21 protein-coding genes, 1 tRNA gene and 1 other annotated feature are annotated in these 20,267 nt (G+C 52.7%); of the genes, 3 read left to right on the forward strand and 19 right to left on the reverse strand.

The features are described 5' to 3' along the window. Nucleotides 1-58: 58 nt before the first annotated feature. The 9 genes from rplT to NWF31_RS08265 form a co-directional block, all read right to left on the reverse strand. The gene (rplT, locus tag NWF31_RS08225; protein WP_054937732.1) at nucleotides 59-424 is read right to left on the reverse strand and encodes a 50S ribosomal protein L20; all 366 of its coding nucleotides are present in this window, start codon (nucleotides 422-424) and stop codon (nucleotides 59-61) included. A gap of 15 nt (nucleotides 425-439) precedes the next feature. Beyond that, a complete protein-coding gene (rpmI, locus tag NWF31_RS08230) occupies nucleotides 440-640 on the reverse strand; it encodes a 50S ribosomal protein L35 (protein ID WP_054937731.1) in 201 nt (66 codons plus the stop codon). A gap of 25 nt (nucleotides 641-665) precedes the next feature. Beyond that, nucleotides 666-1,163, reverse strand: a complete 498-nt coding sequence (infC, locus tag NWF31_RS08235) for a translation initiation factor IF-3 (protein ID WP_211295971.1) — start codon at nucleotides 1,161-1,163, stop codon at nucleotides 666-668. A gap of 326 nt (nucleotides 1,164-1,489) precedes the next feature. Continuing rightward, nucleotides 1,490-2,296, reverse strand: coding sequence for a GGDEF domain-containing protein (locus NWF31_RS08240; RefSeq protein WP_258360019.1), 807 nt, complete (start codon nucleotides 2,294-2,296; stop codon nucleotides 1,490-1,492). Nucleotide 2,297: 1 nt separating this feature from the next. After that, nucleotides 2,298-2,906 (reverse strand): PP2C family serine/threonine-protein phosphatase, encoded by a 609-nt coding sequence (locus tag NWF31_RS08245; protein WP_258360020.1) that lies wholly within the window; start codon nucleotides 2,904-2,906, stop codon nucleotides 2,298-2,300. Continuing rightward, nucleotides 2,903-3,376: an anti-sigma regulatory factor gene (locus NWF31_RS08250; protein ID WP_340674367.1), complete on the reverse strand. Its 474-nt coding sequence runs from the start codon at nucleotides 3,374-3,376 to the stop codon at nucleotides 2,903-2,905. The genes NWF31_RS08245 and NWF31_RS08250 overlap by 4 nt, the downstream gene beginning before the upstream one ends. Before the next feature lie 3 nt (nucleotides 3,377-3,379). After that, nucleotides 3,380-3,763: an STAS domain-containing protein gene (locus NWF31_RS08255; RefSeq protein ID WP_258360021.1), complete on the reverse strand. Its 384-nt coding sequence runs from the start codon at nucleotides 3,761-3,763 to the stop codon at nucleotides 3,380-3,382. Then, the gene (locus tag NWF31_RS08260; protein ID WP_258360022.1) at nucleotides 3,744-4,511 is read right to left on the reverse strand and encodes an STAS domain-containing protein; all 768 of its coding nucleotides are present in this window, start codon (nucleotides 4,509-4,511) and stop codon (nucleotides 3,744-3,746) included. Before NWF31_RS08260 ends, NWF31_RS08255 begins: the two co-directional genes overlap by 20 nt. A 393-nt stretch (nucleotides 4,512-4,904) precedes the next feature. Then, nucleotides 4,905-6,125 carry an IS110 family RNA-guided transposase gene (locus tag NWF31_RS08265; RefSeq protein ID WP_258360023.1) on the reverse strand — a complete coding sequence of 407 codons (1,221 nt, stop codon included), beginning with the start codon at nucleotides 6,123-6,125 and terminating at the stop codon, nucleotides 4,905-4,907. A 295-nt stretch (nucleotides 6,126-6,420) separates the two neighbouring features. On the opposite strand from NWF31_RS08265, the gene NWF31_RS08270 reads away from it, so the two are divergent. Together NWF31_RS08270 and NWF31_RS08275 are read left to right on the forward strand one after the other, a co-directional pair. Next, the gene (locus NWF31_RS08270; RefSeq protein ID WP_258360024.1) at nucleotides 6,421-6,564 is read left to right on the forward strand and encodes a hypothetical protein; all 144 of its coding nucleotides are present in this window, start codon (nucleotides 6,421-6,423) and stop codon (nucleotides 6,562-6,564) included. Nucleotides 6,565-6,678: 114 nt separating this feature from the next. Further along, complete coding sequence (locus NWF31_RS08275; RefSeq protein WP_258360025.1) at nucleotides 6,679-8,115, forward strand: HD domain-containing protein; 1,437 nt, start codon at nucleotides 6,679-6,681, stop codon at nucleotides 8,113-8,115. Nucleotides 8,116-8,336: 221 nt separating this feature from the next. Here the strand turns inward: NWF31_RS08275 and thrS are convergent, their stop codons facing one another. The 8 genes from thrS to NWF31_RS08315 form a co-directional block, all read right to left on the reverse strand. Further along, nucleotides 8,337-10,238 carry a threonine--tRNA ligase gene (thrS, locus tag NWF31_RS08280; RefSeq protein WP_258360026.1) on the reverse strand — a complete coding sequence of 634 codons (1,902 nt, stop codon included), beginning with the start codon at nucleotides 10,236-10,238 and terminating at the stop codon, nucleotides 8,337-8,339. Between the two features lie 119 nt (nucleotides 10,239-10,357). Continuing rightward, nucleotides 10,358-10,599: a binding site (T-box leader), on the reverse strand. 57 nt (nucleotides 10,600-10,656) lie between these two features. Then, nucleotides 10,657-11,247 carry a DUF445 domain-containing protein gene (locus NWF31_RS08285; RefSeq protein ID WP_258360027.1) on the reverse strand — a complete coding sequence of 197 codons (591 nt, stop codon included), beginning with the start codon at nucleotides 11,245-11,247 and terminating at the stop codon, nucleotides 10,657-10,659. Between the two features lie 89 nt (nucleotides 11,248-11,336). After that, complete coding sequence (gene ytxC, locus NWF31_RS08290; protein WP_258360028.1) at nucleotides 11,337-12,203, reverse strand: putative sporulation protein YtxC; 867 nt, start codon at nucleotides 12,201-12,203, stop codon at nucleotides 11,337-11,339. 177 nt (nucleotides 12,204-12,380) lie between these two features. Then, nucleotides 12,381-12,455, reverse strand: a tRNA-Val gene (locus NWF31_RS08295). 74 nt (nucleotides 12,456-12,529) lie between these two features. Beyond that, nucleotides 12,530-13,438, reverse strand: a complete 909-nt coding sequence (gene lipA, locus NWF31_RS08300; protein WP_258360029.1) for a lipoyl synthase — start codon at nucleotides 13,436-13,438, stop codon at nucleotides 12,530-12,532. A gap of 90 nt (nucleotides 13,439-13,528) precedes the next feature. Then, complete coding sequence (lpdA, locus tag NWF31_RS08305) at nucleotides 13,529-14,908, reverse strand: dihydrolipoyl dehydrogenase (protein WP_258360030.1); 1,380 nt, start codon at nucleotides 14,906-14,908, stop codon at nucleotides 13,529-13,531. A gap of 117 nt (nucleotides 14,909-15,025) precedes the next feature. Then, nucleotides 15,026-16,354 (reverse strand): type I glutamate--ammonia ligase, encoded by a 1,329-nt coding sequence (gene glnA, locus NWF31_RS08310; protein WP_258360031.1) that lies wholly within the window; start codon nucleotides 16,352-16,354, stop codon nucleotides 15,026-15,028. Between the two features lie 121 nt (nucleotides 16,355-16,475). Beyond that, nucleotides 16,476-17,609 carry a PRK06851 family protein gene (locus NWF31_RS08315; RefSeq protein WP_258360032.1) on the reverse strand — a complete coding sequence of 378 codons (1,134 nt, stop codon included), beginning with the start codon at nucleotides 17,607-17,609 and terminating at the stop codon, nucleotides 16,476-16,478. A 134-nt stretch (nucleotides 17,610-17,743) separates the two neighbouring features. Here NWF31_RS08315 and NWF31_RS08320 point away from each other — a divergent pair, with 134 nt between their 5' ends. Beyond that, nucleotides 17,744-18,232, forward strand: a complete 489-nt coding sequence (locus NWF31_RS08320; protein WP_258360033.1) for a hypothetical protein — start codon at nucleotides 17,744-17,746, stop codon at nucleotides 18,230-18,232. On the opposite strand, the gene NWF31_RS08325 is transcribed toward NWF31_RS08320, so the two are convergent. Together NWF31_RS08325 and NWF31_RS08330 are read right to left on the reverse strand one after the other, a co-directional pair. Beyond that, nucleotides 18,180-18,800: a UbiX family flavin prenyltransferase gene (locus tag NWF31_RS08325; RefSeq protein WP_258360034.1), complete on the reverse strand. Its 621-nt coding sequence runs from the start codon at nucleotides 18,798-18,800 to the stop codon at nucleotides 18,180-18,182. The genes NWF31_RS08320 and NWF31_RS08325 overlap by 53 nt on opposite strands. A gap of 160 nt (nucleotides 18,801-18,960) precedes the next feature. Beyond that, nucleotides 18,961-20,064, reverse strand: a complete 1,104-nt coding sequence (locus NWF31_RS08330; RefSeq protein WP_258360035.1) for a M24 family metallopeptidase — start codon at nucleotides 20,062-20,064, stop codon at nucleotides 18,961-18,963. Nucleotides 20,065-20,267 lie beyond the last annotated feature (203 nt).

Genomic DNA, 20,267 nt, shown 5'->3' on the forward strand with positions numbered 1-20,267 from the left:
ATATAAGTGAAAAAGGCCGGCCAGTTTTGCCAACTGGCTGGCCTACCACCCTGTTTCTTTAGGCGCCGAGGCCTAGCTTTTCTTTCGCCATATTCACCAGGCGGTTGAAACCTGCCACGTCGTTCACCGCCATGTCGGCCAGCATCTTGCGGTTAACTTCCACGCCGGCCTTTTTCAAGCCGTTAATCAAGCGGCTGTAAGTAAGGCCCTGCAGCCTGGCTGCGGCATTAATGCGGGCAATCCACAACTTGCGAAAGTCGCCTTTGCGCTGCCGCCGGTGGGCGTAAGCATAGGCCAGGGATTTCAATACCTGTTCGTTGGCCGGGCGGAATAATTTGGACTTGGCGCCAAAGTAGCCCTTAGCCAGCTTCAAGATCTTTTTATGGCGCTGGTGCTTGGTCACACCACGTTTCACACGGGCCATTTTCCCTACCTCCCTCTAAGCCTGATAAGGCAAGAGCCTGGCTATGCGCTTGCGATCGGTGATATCAATTAAGGCAGGCTGGCGCAAACGCCTCTTGCGCTTTGGTGCTTTCCCGGCCAGCAGGTGGCTTTTATAAGCCCTGGCTCGTTTTACTTTTCCCGAGGCTGTGACGCGGAACCTCTTGGCCGCGCCGCGGTGGGTTTTCATCTTGGGCATAGTATCACCTCGAATAATTTTTCCCTTAAGCTTTGGGGGCCAGAATCATAACCATATTGCGCCCCTCTACTTTGGGCGGTTTTTCAATGGAGGCAAGGTCTGCCACCTGGTCGGCCAGGCGCTGGCACAGCTTCATCCCGAGGTCGGCATGGGCAATCTCCCGGCCGCGGAACATAACGGTGACCTTAACTTTATCGCCATCCTCCAGAAAGCGGATGGCATTGCGCGCTTTGACCTGGAAGTCATGCTCTTCTATGTTGGGCCGCAGCTTTACCTCTTTAATGTTTATTATGCGCTGCTTTTTCCTGGCCTCGCGCTCCCGCTTGCTCTGCTCATATTTATATTTGCCAAAATCCATAATCCGGCAAACTGGCGGTCGCGCAGTGGGAGCCACTTCTACCAGGTCCAGGCCCTGTTCCTGGGCGATGCGCAGGGCATCTCGCGTCGGCATAATCCCCAGTTGTTGCCCATCAACGCCAACCAGGCGCACTTCCCGGGTCCGGATTTCTCCATTGACCCTCAAATCCTTGCTGATAATGCGTCACCTCCAGCTAGATTTACCGCCCAGTCAAAGACCTCCGTGATTGAGAAGTGGGTACCCCCAGTTTCTCAAAAATATAAGCGGGTGGATTCCACCCGCCAAAAACAGTCCTTTTCCTGGGCAAACCTTACTGGCCCCGGGCCGTAAGGTGAGAAGCGGATGGCTTCTACTTCCTGGGAAAGTATAACATAGAGGTGTGCTGGCGTCAATAAGTTCATAGAGATTCTGTTACCGGGATGTAATAATACCCTCCGTCTAGCTGCCTTTAAAAATGTACGCCAGGTGACACAGGAGCCCTGTTGTAAAGATCAGGTTCCCGGTGCGTTCAGGTCGAGGCACACCACCTTGTTCTTGCCCTGACGTTTTGCCAGGTACATAGCCCTGTCAGCCCTTTCTATTAAATCGTTTAAATCGGCAGGCCCGCTCCCTGGATACTCTACCGCACCGATGCTAATAGTTACAACCACTTCATCCTGGCCTGGTACCATTTGCTGGCTGGCGATCTGGGTTCTTATGCGCTCCAGGGCTATCAGAGCTTTTTCCAGGTTTGTACCGGGAAGTATGACTAAAAACTCCTCCCCACCGTACCGTATTACTTTATCTGCCGCGCGGAGCGCCTTCTTAATGATAAAAGCTGCACTGCGCAAAACCTCATCCCCTGCGTGATGGCCGAACTGGTCATTTACTGCCTTAAAATCATCCAGGTCCAGCATGGCGATGACCAGAGGTATTCCTTTTTCCTGCGCTTCTTTGAGCAAGTGGTTGACGATGGGATACATGGCGATCCTGTTGTATAATCCTGTCAGCGGGTCATGTTCAATCCGGTCCTTCAGCTGGAGAAGAAAAGTGTCGATAACTACCAGGATTTGCGCCAGGAATTCAGTAGCCCGGTCAATATATATCCACTGGACGGGATCGCTATCCCGCCTGATGCCCATCACTTCCCTCAGGGCACGGGTGTGGATATCGAGGATGTTGGCCGCCTGCACATAATAATCATCCAGGTTGGCGGTCAAATCCTGGTAGGCCTCCAGCAGAACACCCTCTGCTCCACCCTCACACACGTATCGTTCTAAAAAGTTCCTGTAGGTATCGTAAAACGCTTCTGCAAGCAAGTTACGGCCACCTCCTGCCCACAAGAACGCTGGCATCGTCTTCCGCGATGCCGTACTGTTCAAGTACTGAACAGGCCAGGTTAAACCCATCGTCATACCACAGCTTCCCGTCGTAGCTGTCTGGTAGAAAGCTGCGCCTGATCCCATCTGAGCAGACCATCAGTAAGGATTTATCATTTATTTTCACGCTGCGTACAGCAGGGAGCAGTTTCCGGCCCCCGACAATCCCCGCCTGCCCGGGGAGGACTTCAAACCTCCCCCTGTTAATTACCCATCCCCGGAGATTGCCGACCAGGATATAATCTATAGAGTGATTGTTAAGGAGGCTCAAAAAAAGCGCACAACCACGAGAGCGGGAAGCGGACTGCTCTACCCGCCTGTAGATGTCCAGCAGGTTTTCTCCGCCTTCTTCCAGCTCCCGGCGTATACCCTGCAGGGAGCAGTAAGCCTCTTCTCCGTGTCCAAGCACATCAACGGCCGCCACAAGGAGACCGCCTCCGCCCCCGCAGGCATAACAAAAATCTCCGCCCACGGTATACCCCCGGTGGGGTCGCCAGCAGGCCCAGACCTGCCAGCCGCTCCCTTCGGCTGCCTGCCGGGACAGTGTCAAAACTTGCGCCTCCTTTTTCCGGTTATGACTACCGTTCCCCTGCCTACCTCCGAGTAAATAGCAAAGGTGTCCATCAATCGTTTTACACCGGAAAGTCCAATGCCCAGGCTGCGTTCATAGGTAGTGTAACCTCTGGTCATTACCAGGTCAATTTCAGCAATGCCAGGTCCGTTGTCGGAAGCTATTATTTCTAGATAAGGTCCCTCTCTATCGTCCAGCAGCTTTTTGATCATGATCCTGCCCTGTTTGGCATAGCGGTAGATATTGCGCGCCAGCTCGGAAACGGCTGTAGCTATTTTTGTGACATCGGCCAGAGAAAATCCGGCCTCCTGGGCCAGCTGTTTGGCCATCTGCCGTGCCACGGCAATATCTTCTTCCCTGGCAATGCGGATAAATACATCGAAATCCTCCGCCGGGCTATCAAAGACCCGATCAATATCTAGATTTTCATCTACCTTTTTATGTAGCACTGCTTACCCAACTCCTGACTGGCTGCCTGCTATTAGCAGGGCGTGTTCCAGGTCCCGGGCAACGGCAATATCCTGCAACATCACACCCATCTGGGCAAGGGTTAAAGCAACTGGAGGCTGGATGCCGCATAGAACAGTGCGGCATCCCATTAAGCGCGCCATCGCAGCCGTTTCTGAAATAGTATAAGAGATATAGCTGTCTATTACGTCAACCATGCGCACGTCCAGAATAACCGCCCTGGCCCTGGTGCTTTCAATCTCTTCCAGGACCTGCTGCTGCAGCAGACCCACCGTCCTGTCGTCCAGGTCAATCTGGATCGGCACCAGCAAAAAATCACCCAGGCAGATAACGGGTACGACTCTAGCTTTAGATATCAATTTCTTCACCGCTTTCACTCTCTTTATCGCCGGTCATTACCCAGGCCAGCTGCCTGCGTTTTTTCTTTTCCCCCGTTACTATAGCTATCCCTTTCCTGAGGGCATCTTCCAGGTCGCGGGCGATAGTAACCATGCGGAAGTCTACCCCCAGCTTTACCAGGGTATGAGCTACTTCTGGCTTGATACCTGTCAAGATAACATCGGTACCCAGAAATCTGATGGCACTGAACATTTCAATCAAAAATCCGCCAACTGCAGTATCAATCATGGGGACGCCCGTCACATCGACCAGCACCACTTTAGCTCTGGCAGCACTCACCCTGTCCAGCAGTCTTTCAGCAATGTTCTGGGCCCAATGGCTGTCCAGGTTGCCGATCAATGCTACCAGCAGCATATCTGTCCAGATGCGGATTATGGGCGTTGCCAGCTCTGGCAGCATCTGGCGCAGGTTATTAATAGTTTGTTCATTTTCCCTGCGTATTTCCCCGCACACCTGTATGACAGTACAGAGCAGGTCGGTTACAGGCAGGGAGGGATTTTTGGCTGCCATGGCCCGCAGCCCTGCTGTAAAGGCCTGTTCGCCAATCTCCTCAAACAGTAAACTTAATGAATCCTTCAGCTGTTCTACCTGTTTTTTTTCTTTATTATCAGCCAGCGCTGCCGTTAAAAAATTTCGCCACAGACCTTGCAGTCTGCTATCAGCTGCAAGCTCCTGCACCATTTCCTCAACTCTATTTACAGCCCCATTTGAGTTCATAAATCGCTCCTCCTTAAAATTTGGTGCTTTCTACCACAGCTGTTCTCATTAAACTTTCACATATTCTATATTCATTGTTGTTTTCCTGCTGGCAATAGCAAATCCATTATATTGTTTACTGGTCATAATTTACAAAAGCATTTCATAATAACTGCCTGCCCTCATAATTATCCTGCCTCAGCCTAAAAATTGATATAATATATCCAAAACATGCTAGCAGGCATGCACCTTCTCCAAGGAAGCTGCTCTGCAGCAATAGCCAGTAATACCAGTGTCTACCCTGAAAACCCGTAATCCGGTTTAAAGTATAAAGAGACGAAAAACCTACTAGGCCTAACACCTGAGCTTTTTGTTAGGCTGGTTCAGCTTAAAGCAGAATAGTACCAGTTTGCTTTAGGCAACAGATGTTTCAATATTAACCTTAAATCCCAAGGATTCCAGTTTCTTTATTGCCTGCTTGGCTACCGCTTCTTTTTTGCGGCAATCAAAGTAATTGGCACCAAGTTCTTTGTACGGCTGACGGCTCTTAAGGATATGGTAGACTATTACTAAAATAGAATGGCCAACAGCGACAGCAGCGCGTTTGGACCCCCGGCGAACAGCAATACGGTGGTACTGGGCAGAAAGATAGGTTTCCTTAGCACGAGCGGCTGCATGGGAAGCTGATACCAGCGTGCTGCGTAAAGATTTATTGCCTTTAGTAGTACGACCTGATTTACGTTTATCGGCGCTCTTATTATTACCCGGACACATTCCGGCCCAGGAGGCTAAATGGGCAGCCGTGGGAAAACGGTTTATATCTGTACCTATCTCTGCTAGGATTTGCTCTGCGGTCCGCCTACCCACTCCGGGAATGGTTTCCAGAAGGGTAAGCTCTTCCTCAAAAGGGCGCATCTGCTCGGCTATCTCCTGGTCCAGACGGTTAATTTGCTGGTCCAGGAAGTCAATATGTTCTAATAGCACGGACAGGAGCATCCTTTGGTGAGGTCCGATTACACCTCGTAAAGCACGTTCCAATTCTTCGCGTTTGCTTTTAAGCCGCCCTTTGGCCAATTCCGATAGAACCTGGGGGTCTTCGATACCGTTAATAAGGGCTTCAATCATGGAACGTCCAGAAACCCCTCTAACGTCACTGACTACCGAAGAGAGTTTAATGTTGCCGCCCTCTAACACTTTTATCAGGCGATTGGTTTCACGGCTGCGTTCATTGATAAGGCTACGGCGGTATCTTACCAGCTCTCTTAATTCCCTCTGTTCCCGGCTGGGAATATAGCTTCCTTTTAGCAGCCCGTGCTGGAGAAGCTCTGCTATCCATTCTGCATCTTTACAGTCCGTCTTGCGCCCGGGTACCGTCTTAATATGCTGCGCATTTACTACCATAGGTTCTATTTCTTCTAATTCGAGCAGGTTATAAATCGGTTTCCAATCCACGCCGGTGCTTTCCATGGCCACATGGGTACAGCCTTTGCTTTTAAGCCAGTCAATAAGAGCTAAAATATCGTCAGTCATGGTGCCAAAGGTTCGAATTTCTTTTCCTTCGGGGGTGATAAGACAGGCTACGATACTTTTTTTGTGGACATCTAACCCGCAACAACGCTCATAAACAATTTGCATGTTCACTTCTCTCCTTGCGGCTGTCATTTTTACTGCGGCTGGTGCAGCAACCTTTTGGATTAATCTACCCTGCGTGCTTATATGCAACATTCCGTGGTGCACCAGGCCGCCGGGGTCCGTCTCACATTCGGGCTCAAAGCACCAAGAAACTTGCGACCTCTCTTCGCCAGCCGCACAAGGATGATTCTACATCTAAAGGTTTTCATCCTCTGCTGGTGCCGCTATCAGGCGGCATGAATGTCTCAAATAAGTTATTGGCAAAGGTAAGCTAAAAAAGAGAGGGGGGAATGTTTAAATGCTGCTGGAGGAGAAAGGATACATAGTTGACGAGGCAGGCAATGGCGAGGAAGCTCTTACGCACCTGAAACAAAAAATGGGCCCTGGCGCTTCGGTTTTGCTGTTTATCCGGATAACGCCAGCGATGGAGAAGGTTGTTTGATTATGCCCGGGGCCAGCTAGACAAAGCATAAACAAAGCATTTCCCGGGCGCTGCCAGGAGAAGCCAGGTGTGGCTGGCGTTGAATAGATTTCCCAGGCAGCCAGGAGAAAAGTGATGGCGACCAGGAGCAGGCGAGTTGAAATAGATAGAGTAGAGGTGGAGAAGAGTTGCCGGAAGGAGACCAAAAACATGTCCGTTAACAGGTACAATAACATCGTCACTATATCTCCTGAAGCCAGTATAGGAGATGCCATAGCCACCCTCATTAATACCAGCAGTTTTGTCCTGCAGGTTGCCGGTGAAGGGGACAAGCCGGCGGGATGGCTCGACTACCTCGATATATTAAAAATTTTCCAGGGAGATCCTGATGCCGCGCCCATAAGGTCGCGCAAAGTCAAGGATTACATACACATGATAGGAAATGAAGACTACCTTGAAGTCGAACAGGAACTAGCAGGTATCAAGACCTGGCTCCAAGATCGTGCGAAAAAGCTCCCCTATTTTATCAGCCAGGATAAGCAATCAAGCGGTGTATTATCATTGGAGGGGCTCCTCGCAGAAGCACTGGAAAAACACACCCAGGAACAAGAAAGGCGCCTGGAAATTGAGGACCTTTTTGGGATTGTAATTGCAGAGGCACCGGTGGGGCTCGCTTTCATAAGTCCTGCGGGTGATATAAAGTACCTGAACCCCCTGGCGGCCCACATACTTGAGATAACACGTTTAAACGCCAGCGATTTAATTAACATAGCTGTTAAAAATGAAACGAAAATAATCAGGACGAACGGCCGTAGTTATAAAGTATGGGGCATCAAGTCCGGCAAGGAAAAGGCGCCCGGGTACCTGGCAATTTTTGTAGATATAACTAATGAACAGGATCTATTTGAAAAGGTCAAACATGCCCAGCTGGAGGCCGAACTGGCGCTGGCCACCCTGCTGCCGGACCAGCGCGTGGAAGCCAGGCTGCGATCAATTGTGGAATACATGGACGAGTATGATGCCGGTACTGGAAAAATTAAAGTAACGGGAGTGATCCGGGAAGGCGTGTACCGGCATGTAATAAATATCCTGCGCCTGGTAGCCGAACTCTCCAAGCAGGGTCTCACCGAGCTACCTGGAGTGGACAAAGAAACCGTGGTAAAGGCAGCTATATTCCATGACCTGGCCAAGGTACAGCCTTACTTGCAGCCCGGTGATGTGGTTGACCCCCGCGAATCCTTTGAACCGGGGTACCTACACGCCTTCCGCAGTGCCTCCCTGGCCAAGGGTATTTATAACATAGATGATAAGACCGTCAGTATCATAAAATATCACCACCATGAAGAACACGATCTGCCGGAAGACTACCCTCTCTACCTCCTGCCCATGTACCGGCTCTTCCGCCTCCTGGATGGATTGTCGGCGGGCATAACCAGGAGGGGCTCCAGGGTAAAATTAACAGCAAGTGGAACACTGGTACATGTGAGGGAAGAAAGCTCATTTCCCCTATATAACCGGCATTTTGAGCTGGACCTGTATTCCGGCAGGACCGGTATCAAACCGCTGCTTTAAATCTTTAAAATAAGGAACCGGGTCCTAGTTTTAATTTCCTTCTTTATTTTGCACCTCATCGCCTACCAGAGTAATTGATAAATATTCACCCGGGCGCAGGTCCAGTAATTTCCGATTCTTGCCGGTAGTCTAAAGCCAGATAAACGTATACTAAAACAAAAGCCCATCTGGCAGCTTTACCTGCCAGATGGGCTCATTATTATCCTTATAATAGCCAGGTGCTACTCCCGCCGGCTAATCTCTCCTGTTACTTTGTCGATAAAGGCCTGGAGTGGCACACTGCCCGTATCCCCGGCGCGGCGTTCCCGGACTGCCACGGTACCTTCGGCTGCTTCCTTATCCCCCACCACCAGCATGTAAGGGATTTGCTCCAGCTGGGCGGCGCGGATCTTGTAGCCGATTTTATCATTGCGGTCGTTGACTTCGGCCCGGATGCCGGCCCGCACCAGTTCTTCCCTGACCTTGAAGGCATAGTCGTTGTGGCGGTCGGTTATGGGCAGCACCCGCACCTGCACCGGGGCCAGCCAGGCGGGAAAGGCACCGCCGTAATGTTCGATTAAGATGCCGATGAAACGTTCAATGCTGCCAAAGACGACCCGGTGAATCATCACCGGCCGGTGCCTCTGGCCATCCTCGCCGATGTAGTGCAGGTCAAATTTCTCGGGCATAAGGAAATCCAGCTGGATGGTGCCGCACTGCCAGGTCCGGCCCAGGGAATCCTCCAGGTGGAAATCGATCTTGGGACCGTAGAAGGCGCCGTCACCTTCATTAACCACATAGGGCATCCCCTTGGCCTCCAGGGCCTGGCGTAAGGCGCCTGTGGCCGTTTCCCAGATTTCATCCGAACCCATGGCGTTATCTGGCCGGGTGGAGAGCTCGACGTGGTATTTAAAGCCAAACAGGCTGTAGAAACGGTCTACCAGGTCGATAACGCCCTGGATCTCTGCTGTTATCTGGGACGGCAGCATAAAGATATGGGCATCATCCTGGGTGAAGGCCCGCACCCGCATCAGGCCGTGGAGGACGCCGGATTTCTCGTGGCGGTGCACCAGGCCCAGTTCGGCCAGGCGTAAAGGCAGGTCGCGGTAGCTGTGTTGCTCTGTTTTATAGACCAGGATGGCCCCGGGGCAGTTCATGGGTTTGATGGCGTAGTCGGCCTCATCAATTCTGGTAAAGTACATGTTTTCCCGGTAGTGGTCCCAGTGGCCCGACTGCTCCCACAGGGAGCGGCTCAATATCACCGGCGTGCGGATCTCCAGGTAACCGGCCTTGCGGTGCTCTTCCCGCCAGAACTGCTCCAGCTCGTTGCGGATAATCATACCCTTAGGATGGAAAAAGGGGAAACCCGGCCCTTCTTCATGAAGGCTGAAAAGGCCCAGCTGCGCCCCCAGCCGCCGGTGATCCCGTTTTTTCGCCTCTTCCAGCCGGTGGAGGTAGTCTTCCAGGTCTTTAGCTTTAGGGAAGGCGGTACCGTAAATCCGCTGCAGCATAGGGTTGGCCTCGCTGCCGCGCCAGTAGGCCCCGGCCAGGCTGGTGAGCTTTATTGCCTTGAGGTAGCCGGTGCTGGGCAGGTGGGGCCCGGCGCAGAGGTCCAGGAAGTCGCCCTGGCGGTAGGTGCTGATGGGCACCCCTTCCGGCAGGTCGTTAATGAGCTCGATTTTATAAGGTTCGTTAAGCTGCCGGAAAATTTCCAGGGCCTCGTCCCGGCTTATTTCCTGCCGCTCCAGGGGCAGGTCGGCTTTAATGATCCTTTGCATTTCCGCCTCAATGGCGTTTAAGTCCTCGGGGGTAAATTTATGCTCGCTGTCGAAGTCGTAGTAAAAACCATCGGTTATAGCCGGGCCGATACCCAGCCTGGTCCCGGGGAACAGGTGCTTGACGGCCTGGGCCAGGACGTGGGCTGCTGTATGGCGGTAGGCCAGGCGCCCTCCCTCATCGGCAAAGGTCAGCAGTTCGAGCCGGCACTGCTCCGGCAGGGGGCGGGTCAGGTCCCATACTTCGCCATTCACCCGCGCCGCCAGGGCTTCCCGGGCGAGCTTCGGCGAAATGTCCCTGGCCACATCCATTGCTGTGGTGCCGGTTGCATATTCTCTTACGCTGCCGTCCGGTAAAGTTACCTGCATAATAGAAATCCCTCCTGCAAAAAACTCTATCACAAGGTTGGAATTAATGTCCCGCTTGGTATGTTTCTACTTCCAGGGCAGGAAAGCCCCTTCCCTTAAAAATAAAAAACCCTCATCCCGCAAGGGACGAGAGTTACTCCCGTGGTTCCACCCTTCTTCAGGGGATAATTTCCCCTCTTTAGAGCTTATAACGGTAGCCATCCGGCCGGGCTTACTGTTTTAGCGCCTAGTTTCGCCTTGTGTCTTTCAGCCCGGCAGCTCCGGAGCGGTCCGGCACCCTGCCGTCGCCCAGGATGCTTCCAGCCAGGGCATCCCTCTCTGGAGGGCCGTTCAGGGGCCTCGTCTCCTTCTTAGCTGTTAGGTACATTATACCTATATAAATTAATACGTGTCAAGATTGGGGTAATTAACGGCGGCATTACCTCCAGCTCGCCAGTGCCGCCTGGACCAGGCCGATCAGGAAACCCAACAAACCTCCCAGCCATTCTATGTATCGCAGTTCGCGGCCGGCCACTTCCACAACCACTTTCTCTATCTGATTTAAGTTTAATTTATTAAATTTTGCCTCTATAATTTCTCCTATTGAAAAAGTTCCCGGATTGCGGCCTAATTCCTCTAGCAATTCCTGCATGGCGGGCGGCATCTCCCGGTGAAGGGTTTCTTCTATCGCCCTGCCTGCTACCTCTTTTAAACCCTGGGGAATAAAGTATGGTAGACGCTCCACCAGGCGACGCCTGGCCACTTCTGCCACTGTATCCGTGAAACTCCTGGCAACGGCTGGGGTATTAAGATAGGCCAGCACTTCCTTGAGGGGCAGTAAGTCCTTATCAACAACGCCGGCGATATTGGCCGCTATTTCAGCCTGTCTTCTGGGAATTACCCCCTGCAGGGTCCAGAAAAAAATTTTTACAGGGCGCTGAGGCCGGAAAAGCATCCTGATGGCCACGGCGTTTGTCAGCCAGCCTATTAATGCACCGATAAGGGGGATCAAGATCCACCTGGTAAGCAAAATTGTTTCACCCCACTGAGTGCAATAATAACAAAAGCCCGGCCAAATGACAACTGGCCCGGCTGTGGAAAGAAGGACCGTTACGACCGTTAACGCTTTTGTAAGGGTTGCACGCACCGGCTGCAACCACTGCACTGGATGAGCCGCTCACCAAAAACGCTTTTGATGGTGCTGATGGTGTTATGGTAGCGACCTTTATCGGTAGCGTGCAGGACGACCTGGCGGGGAGCAATAGTAATCAACGCGCTGATCAATAAATCTTCATAGTTAAGATCACTATCGACCATATCTACGACAAATCCTTCCAGGTAATCACCGCTGAGGTTCCGGTTTTCGCCATCACAGAGCTGGAAACCCCCTCCCGGGCTCAACACAACATGGACTTTTTCCACCCGGGGCTCCTGGGCGTCTACAAAGTAGCGTAATAGGCGGATAAATTCATCATATTCCTTTTCCATGAGGTATTCATCAACGGCTTCTCCAAGGGCCTGCTCCAGTTCCATTAAATAATCCGGCAGGCGAAAACGAACAAAACCGTCGATGTTTAACCAGGAATTTTCCTGTAGATACTCACGTATACGGGCAGTAATGGATTCTTCCCGCTGCTGGAGCTGCAGGCAACTGTTTTCTCCTTGATCCAGGATTATCCTGGCGCGACGGCAGATTTCTTCTGCAGCCCCATCGTCAAGCCCTTCGTACTGGGTTAAGAGCATTCCTTCCAGCAAAGCTTCTTCCCATCGTTCGACAATAAAGGCGGCCACAATCTCGGCCACCTGTTCTGAAAAACGTTTAAGGTGTTTTTTCGAAGGCCGACCTGGACCGGTTTCTAAAAAGCACCGGCAAAAGTTGAAGCCACCCTCTTGCCAGAGGTGAAGGCCTACGCTATAGCCAAATCTATGAATAAACTCGGCCTGTAAAAAATCAATGGGCCTGGCAGTAACTAACGTTATATTCATGGGCGTTACACCTCCTTGTGCTGCTATTATATGTGCCGCCCATGTTTTGTATACAGTTGAGCTGCCACCAGGCTATCTAGAAATATAGCTACTTTAAGGACTTATTAACCGGTTTATATTGGTAATAAGGTAATTTTTGAAATAAAAAAGGTCCTTCTCCAGGACCATTATTATTGCTGGTGGGTCCGGCAGGGATTGAACCTGCGACCCCCTCCGCGTCAAGGAGGTGCTCTCCCACTGAGCTACGAACCCATTCTCTTTTTATCTCCAGTGACAGGTTATATTATGCCAGAAAAAAAACTGCATGTCAAGGGAATGATGGCCCCTCATGCGCCCCCTTCTTTTTCACCTACCGCGGCCACTTTCTCGCTGAACTCGGCCGCATGGTAGGAACTGCGGACAAAGGGAGCAGAGGCTACATACAAAAAACCCATTCCCCGGCCTTTTTCAGCGTACCAGGCAAAGGTTTCCGGGGTGACAAATTCCTTTATTTCCAGGTGCGCGGGAGACGGCCGCAGGTACTGGCCGATAGTCAGGATATCGCAGTCTGCCGACCGGAGATCGGCCATTACCTGTAAAACTTCATCTGTTGTTTCTCCCAGGCCCACCATCAGGCCGGACTTGGTATAAATGGCCGGGTCAAGCTCCTTCATTTTTTTAAGAATTTGAAGGCTGCGCCGGTAATCAGCCTGGGGCCGGACCGCCGGGTAGAGGCGAGGGACTGTCTCTACGTTATGGTTGAATATATCCGGCTTCGCCCTGGCGACAATGGCCAGGGCCCCTTCGTCACCCCGGAAATCCGGGGTGAGGACTTCAATATAAGCATCCGGCAGGGCGGCCCGCAGGGCGGCAATGGTGGCGGCAAAATGGCCGGCGCCGCCGTCGGGCAGGTCGTCCCGGGTTACCGAGGTAACTACTACATGCTTTAAACCCAGCTGCCACGCCGCTTCGGCCACCCGCTCTGGTTCATCCCGGTCTACTCCCTGCGGCCGGCCGTGCTCGACGGCGCAAAAGCGGCAGTTACGGGTGCAGGTATTGCCAAGGATCATAAAGGTGGCCGTGCGCCTGGCAAAACATTCGCCCAGGTTTGGGCAGAGGGCACTCTGGCAAACGGTGTTGAGATGCAGACCGGCAAGGAGCCGGCGGGTGGCTTCGATATCCCCGGAAGACGGTATTCGCTTCCGCAACCATGGGGGCAGGCGCCTGTGCCCACCCGCCTGTAAGGACGTCGCCATTTTACTTCCCTGCTTTACTTTCTTTATATACGCCTTTATATACGCTAGCCATGCAGAGCACTTGTAAGGAATTCTTCAGAAACTCCGCTTTTACGAATGAATGCTCTTCCCGTGTACCGCTTCGGCGGCTTCCATGACAGCTTCGGACAGGGTTGGATGGGCATGGATGGTCGCTGCCAGTTCGGTGGCAGTTATACCCTTGTTTACCGCCAGGACACTTTCAGCGATGAGCTCGGTGGCATGGGGTCCCATGATAAAGACCCCCAGGATCCGGTCGCTTTCTGCCTCGGCAATTATCTTGACCATACCTTCCGTTTCCCCGCTGCACAGGGCCTTGCCGCTGGCCTGGAAGGGGAATTTACCGACCTTGACCTTTAGGCCCCTTTCTTCGACGGCTTCTTTGGTCAGGCCAACGCCAGCGATCTCCGGCAGGGTATAGATACAACTGGGTACGGCGTCGTAGTTGACCTTTGTAGGCCGGCCCATGATGGTGGCTACCGCCGCCAAGCCCTGGGCCGAGGCCACATGGGCAAGCTGTATTTTATTGGTAACGTCGCCAATGGCGTAAATGCCGGGGACGTTTGTCCGCATATATTCGTCGACGATTATTTCACCTTTGGGTCCCATGGCGACGCCAGCTTCTTCCAGCCCTAAGTCCCGGGTGTTAAACTGGCGGCCGATGGAGATCAGAACTTTATCGGCATCTATGGTCTGGCCGTCAGCCAGGGTGGCCCGGACGCGATTGCCTTCTTCTTTAACTGCCGTTATCTGGGCCTTCGTCTTAATCTCCACCCCGGCTTTTTTGAGCAGCATACTGAAGCGCCGGGAAATCTCACTGTCAATCATGGGGAGGATTGTGGGCATCATTTCTACAATGGTAACCTTGCTCCCCAGGGTGGCAAACAGGCTGGCGAATTCGCAGCCTATGACCCCGCCGCCGATGATAAGGAGTTCTCCCGGTATCTCGGTCCATGCCAGGGCTTCGTTGCTGGTCACAACGGTGCTACCGTTGTATCCAAGGGAAGTTATCAATGCCGGTTCCGACCCTGTGGCGAGGATGATGTTTTCGGCGTCAATATTTTCTATGCTACCTCCGTCGGTGACCACCTGCACCCGGCCGGGACCCTTAAGAAAGCCGCGCCCTTTGATATGGTCAACTTTGTTTTTCTTAAATAAATAGGCAATACCCTGGGTCAACTGCTTGACCACGACGTCCTTGCGCGCCGCCAGGCGGCCATAATCGACCCGATAATCCTCAACGTCGATGCCAAAGGCTGCCGCTCCCTGGATACCCTTAACCAGGGCCGCCCCGGCCAGCAGGGCTTTGGTGGGGATGCAACCGCGATTGAGACAGGTACCGCCCAAAGCATCCTGCTCGACTACTACCACCCTGGCTCCCAGCTGGGCTGCCCGGATGGCCGCCACATAGCCTCCTGGCCCGCCACCGATGATGGCTATCTGGTAACGCATCCTTAACTTCCTCCCACTTCTTCAAAATGTACCTCTTGCACTCCAACTGTCTTCCAGGCAATCTGGCCTTATGGCCTCTTTAGGGCGCGTGCATGGCTTCCTGCCTTTAATTTTCTCCTAAAACTTGGTCAGGTACTGGTCAATTTCCCACTGGTGCACCCGGGTGCGGTATTCCTCACACTCAATCCGCTTGGCTTCCAGGAAACGCTGGTAGATATGGGGACCAAGGGCCTCCTGGATAACCGGATCCTTTTCTAATTCATCCAGGGCTTCATCCAGGGTGCCTGGCAAAAGTTCAATACCTTGGGCCTTTAGGCTGGCTTTATCCATGTCATAAATATTGCCATTCACGGGAGGTGGTGGCTGGATGCGCTTCTTTATTCCATCCAGCCCGGCTTTTAGCATGACGGCAATGGCCAGGTAAGGGTTAGCCGAGGGATCGGGGTGGCGTACCTCCAGCCTCGTGGAGAGGCCCCGTTTGGCCGGGATACGGATTAAGGGGCTGCGGTTTTGCGGTGACCAGGCAATATATACCGGCGCTTCATACCCCGATACCAGGCGCTTATAGGAGTTAACCGTCGGGTTGGTAATGGCTGTCATACCCCGGACATGGGCGAGCAAGCCGCCGATAAAATAATAGGCAATTTCACTTAACTGCATTTTATCTTCCGGATCATAAAAGGCATTTTTACCGTCGCGGAAGAGGGAAATATTACAGTGCATACCCGACCCGGCTATGCCGTAAATGGGTTTAGGCATAAAAGTGGCATGAAGGCCGTGGCGCTGGGCAATAGTCCGTACCACGAACTTAAAAGTGGCGATATTGTCGGCCGTCCGCAGGGCGTCGGCATACTTAAAGTCGATTTCATGCTGGCCCGGGGCCACTTCATGGTGGGAAGCCTCAATTTCAAAGCCCATCTGCTGCAGGGTCAGGACCATGTCCCGCCGGGCGTCTTCACCAAGGTCAACCGGGGTCAGGTCAAAATAACCGGCGCGGTCGTGGGTCTCCAGGGTCGGGCGGCCACTGGCGTCGGTGTGGAAAAGGAAAAACTCCGCCTCCGGCCCAACATTCATCGTAAAGCCCAAGGCTTCCGCTTCGGCGATAACCCTTTTCAGCGTTCCCCGTGGGCAGCCGATAAAGGGGGTGCCGTCAGCGTTGTAAACATCGCAGATGAGCCGTGCTACAGCGTCACCGTTGGGTCGCCAGGGAAAGATGGTAAAGGTGGAAGGGTCCGGTCGCAGGTACATATCGGATTCCTCTATGCGGACAAAACCTTCAATGGAGGAACCATCAAACATGAGCTCATTATTGAGGGCCTTGGGTAGTTGGTCGATTGTAATCGCTACATTTTTTAGAACGCCAAAGATATCGGTAAACTGCAGGCGTATAAACTTGACGCCCAAATCGGCAGCTTGCTGTAAAATTAACTCCCGGCCTTCGGCCATAAATTAGCTTCCCCTCTCTAAAGATTAAAGCGCCCCAGTGAAAGGACGCCTCTTCACTTATACAGATAAATTATAGCATCCGCCTTTACAGGATTCAACAATTTTTATATCTGCTATCCAGCTACACCTGGCCCAGCATCTCGGCCGCATAACCCAGAATGCGCTGCAGGATTTCTTCCCGTTTGGCATTTATAGCCGCAAAATCCATGGCCGGGGTATAGTAGCTTTCCATATGATCATGGGTAAGTTTTGCCTCCCGGATATGGGCAATAGCCCGGTCCAGGGCCGCCTGGTAACGCACAACGGCACTGGCAATCTCATTGCCGTAGAGGTTTAAATGCTCCCGATCAATAAAGCGATTCAAATCCACGGCCATATCTACCTGAAGCCCGGGGATGGTCTTTATGTCAATATCATGGGGTGGCTGCCAGTTCATCGCCGCTGCCTGGATTTCCGGGATAACAACCATATCAATATTGCTGGGATCAAAGGGGCAATGGTAAACTTCAGTATCAAGACCTTTCTCATGGGCCAGCCGCGCTACCGCGGCCAGGATCTCCGCAACCCCGGTTCCAGGATCCCCGGCAATGGTAAAAAGACGCCGGATATCCTGGAGCAAAGTTTCTACGTTGCCGGTGACCAGTCCCTGGGACGTCAGGGCAGTCGCAAAAAGATGGCGTTCCCGGGCCTTCCGGTTATAGCGGGGGCGTACCCCGGCAAAAATAGCTTCAAGGAGTTCGGCTTTGGCCTGGTAGACCCTGGGTATAATCATACTCTCGGCCACATAACTCTCCCACTCATCCCGGATCACCCTGGCCTCCTTTAGAGCACTGTAGGCGATGCGGTACAGGCGGCTAATGCGGGCATTATCCTGCAGGACCTGTTCCTTGCTGGCCCGCATTTTATCTTCATCCCAGTAGTCGCCAAGGTGGATAATCTCATCCACCGCTCCCGGGTTTTTGGGGTCAAAAATATGGGGTGCGGTGCCGTCGATAATGGCTACCCGGATCTTGGGGATAACCACCCCATCGAGGGAGTTGTTATCTGAAGAACAGCAGTGGAATTCCACATCAAAACCCCACTCCAGCATGGCTTCACCAATCTTTCGCATGAAGGTGGACTTGCCCACTCCGGGCCCACCTTTGACAACAAAGATGCGTGTGGCATCGGGTTCAATGATAAAATCGTAAAAGGAATAAAAACCCTTGCAGGTATTGCCGCCGGGAAATACCTTCTTTAATTTACCTTTCGGCATGGCTGTCCCCTCCCTTGCTGGCCTGCATTCTAAGCTCAAGCCTCTCCATTACATGTTATGCAGCCGGCCGCGGGAATTTCTGCTGCGGCATGAGGAAATGACTGGAACCAGAGTTTTAAGGAGGGCCTAAAAGCTTGGACATCGGCGAAAGCTTGGTCGGTTCCTATTTTAAATACGTCCTGGGCTGCAAAATCGTCGTCTACAACTGTCACCTGGAGGGCGGCGGCGAGATCGACGTGATCGCCCTGGCGCCGGACGGCAGCAGGGTCTACCTGTGTGAAGTAGCCACCCACCTGCGGGGTCTCCTTTACGGTGACAGCAACGCTGCCACGTGCACGCGCATAGCTCATAAAATAAAAAGGGCGGCTGCCTTTGCCGCCGCCAATTTCCCTGGGTGGGAACCGGTTTTCATGCTCTGGGCCCCGGTCGTGTCCCGGGGCCTGGTGCGAGATCTGGTTGCTATAAAAGAAAACTGTCCCGCCCATGGCATCACGGTAGAGCTGGTCCTCAACCACAACTATACCGCCTGCATCCGCCGCTTACGGGAAGCGGCGCGGCAAAATATTAAAACTACCGACGAACCTGCCTTCCGCTTGCTCCAGATTCTGGAACACCTGCGTTAAGATTTGTCTTCTCACCGCCGCGCCAGCGTGTTGCCACCTCGAACTCAAGTCCAAGTTGGTCCATAATGCGCCCCACCAGGTGGTTGACCAGGTCGTCAATATTCCTCGGCTGGTAATAAAAAGCAGGCATGGGAGGCATAATAACAGCCCCCAGTCGCGCCAGGGTCAACATATTCTCCAGGTGAATTGCATGCAAAGGCGTTTCCCGGGGGACAAGGATAAGTTTCCGGCCTTCCTTTAAAGTAACATCGGCAGCCCGTATTATCAAGTTAGCTGCGTAGCCGTGGGCAATACCCGCCAGGGTTTTCATACTGCAAGGAATAATAATCATACCCTGGTGCTGGAAAGAACCGCTGGCCACCGGCGCCGACAAATCGTCTTCGGGATAACAACGAGGAGCTAACTCACAGATATCTGCTTCGGCAAGGCCTGTTTCGAGGCGGATGGTTTCCCTGCCCCAGTGGCTTAAAATTAAATGAACATCAACATCCTTTTTCTTTAAAGCTTCCAGCAGCCTGACGGCATAGATGGCACCGGTAGCTCCCGTAACTGCCACGACTAATTTCATAAATTATTTTTCCCCTTCCCGTGTTTCGTCAGTTGCTCTTTGTTAACCATAATTCAATCCTCCCGGTACTGTCAAGGTGAGCCATACACTGACCAAAGAAATACCCAAATTTTGGCAATGGTTATAAAAAACGCTCCAGAATAGACCTGAAGCGCCTTTATTATATCTGAACTAATTCCCGCGGGTGATCCGTCAATATTTCGTTCTTATCCTCGCCGATATAAATAACGTCTGTCACCCTGGGTCCGCCAATACCGGGACGGTAAATAGTAGGCAATAGCAGATCCACTACCATGCCGGCCTCGATAACCTCCGTCCGGCCCTTGCCAATGATGGGGTAAAACTCCGACTGGCGCAGGCCCACGCCATAGCCGACCAGGTCCAGGTAGCTGTTAGCGTAGCCAGCCTTTTCCACCACTTCCCGGGCGGCGGCATCCACTTCCCCTGCTGTGGCCCCGGGCCTTAAGGCAGCTATGGCCCGGCTCTGGGCCTCCAGCAAAATCTGGTATACCTGTTCCTGTTCATCCGAAATTTTTCCCACGGCCACGGTGCGGAACATTTTGGCGCAATAGCCCTCATAGGTTGCCCCCAGGTGGATGACCACCGCCTCATTGGGGGTAATCTTTTTGTTGCTGGCGCAGGGATGGGTAAGGAGGGTACGTTCTCCGGATACCACCTGAGGTCGGAAAGAGGAACCCCCTGAACCCGCCTTCAGCCTGGCGTATTCCGCCTCGGCAAGGATATCGAGTTCCGTCACCCCAGGTCGTACGCTCTTAATGGCCGCTTCCATGCCGCGGCAGGCGGCTGCTGCCGCCCGCCGCAGGAGATCCACTTCCGCTGGTTCTTTAATGGCTCGAATCCGATAGAAGATATCGCTCGCCCCGATAAAGTTGCTTTCCGGAAAAGCCTGGCGCAAGCCGTCGTAAAGGGCGAAGTCGACAAAATAGCGCTCAAACCCGATACGTGGCTCCTTCAGGCCGTAGGCCCTGATCCGTTCTACAACCTTGCTGGCCAGGCTCTCCCGAGGAAAGACATAGCCATAGGTGGTAAGCCCCGACTCCCGTTCCACGTAGCCTGCATCCAGCCACAGGGTGACGGCGCAGGGTTCCCCCACCCGGGGGATAAGGACCGCCAGGCACTCGATCTGGGTCAGGCCGGTGAAATAGATCAGGTTTTCCCGGTTGACTACCAGGAGCAGGTCCAGATTCTTTGCGGCCATTAACTTTTGGGCTTTCTCTACGCGGGTAGAGATATATGCTACCATGGTGGGTAGTTCCTTTTATTTAATTTACATGCTAAGGTCTTATTGGTGAGCATTCTTGTAGTTATAACGAGAACCGCCCTAGGCTAGATAGTGACTTTTTAGCACGGAAGTACCTATTTATCAGGAGGTTGCAGAACTTGTTTTACCGATAACATTCTACTTGGTGCTATTACTACCATCACCAGACCTTTACGGCCTGGGCG

The sequence above is a fragment of the Neomoorella sulfitireducens genome (genome assembly GCF_024733845.1).
Classification (GTDB): domain Bacteria; phylum Bacillota; class DSM-521; order Neomoorellales; family Neomoorellaceae; genus Neomoorella; species Neomoorella sulfitireducens.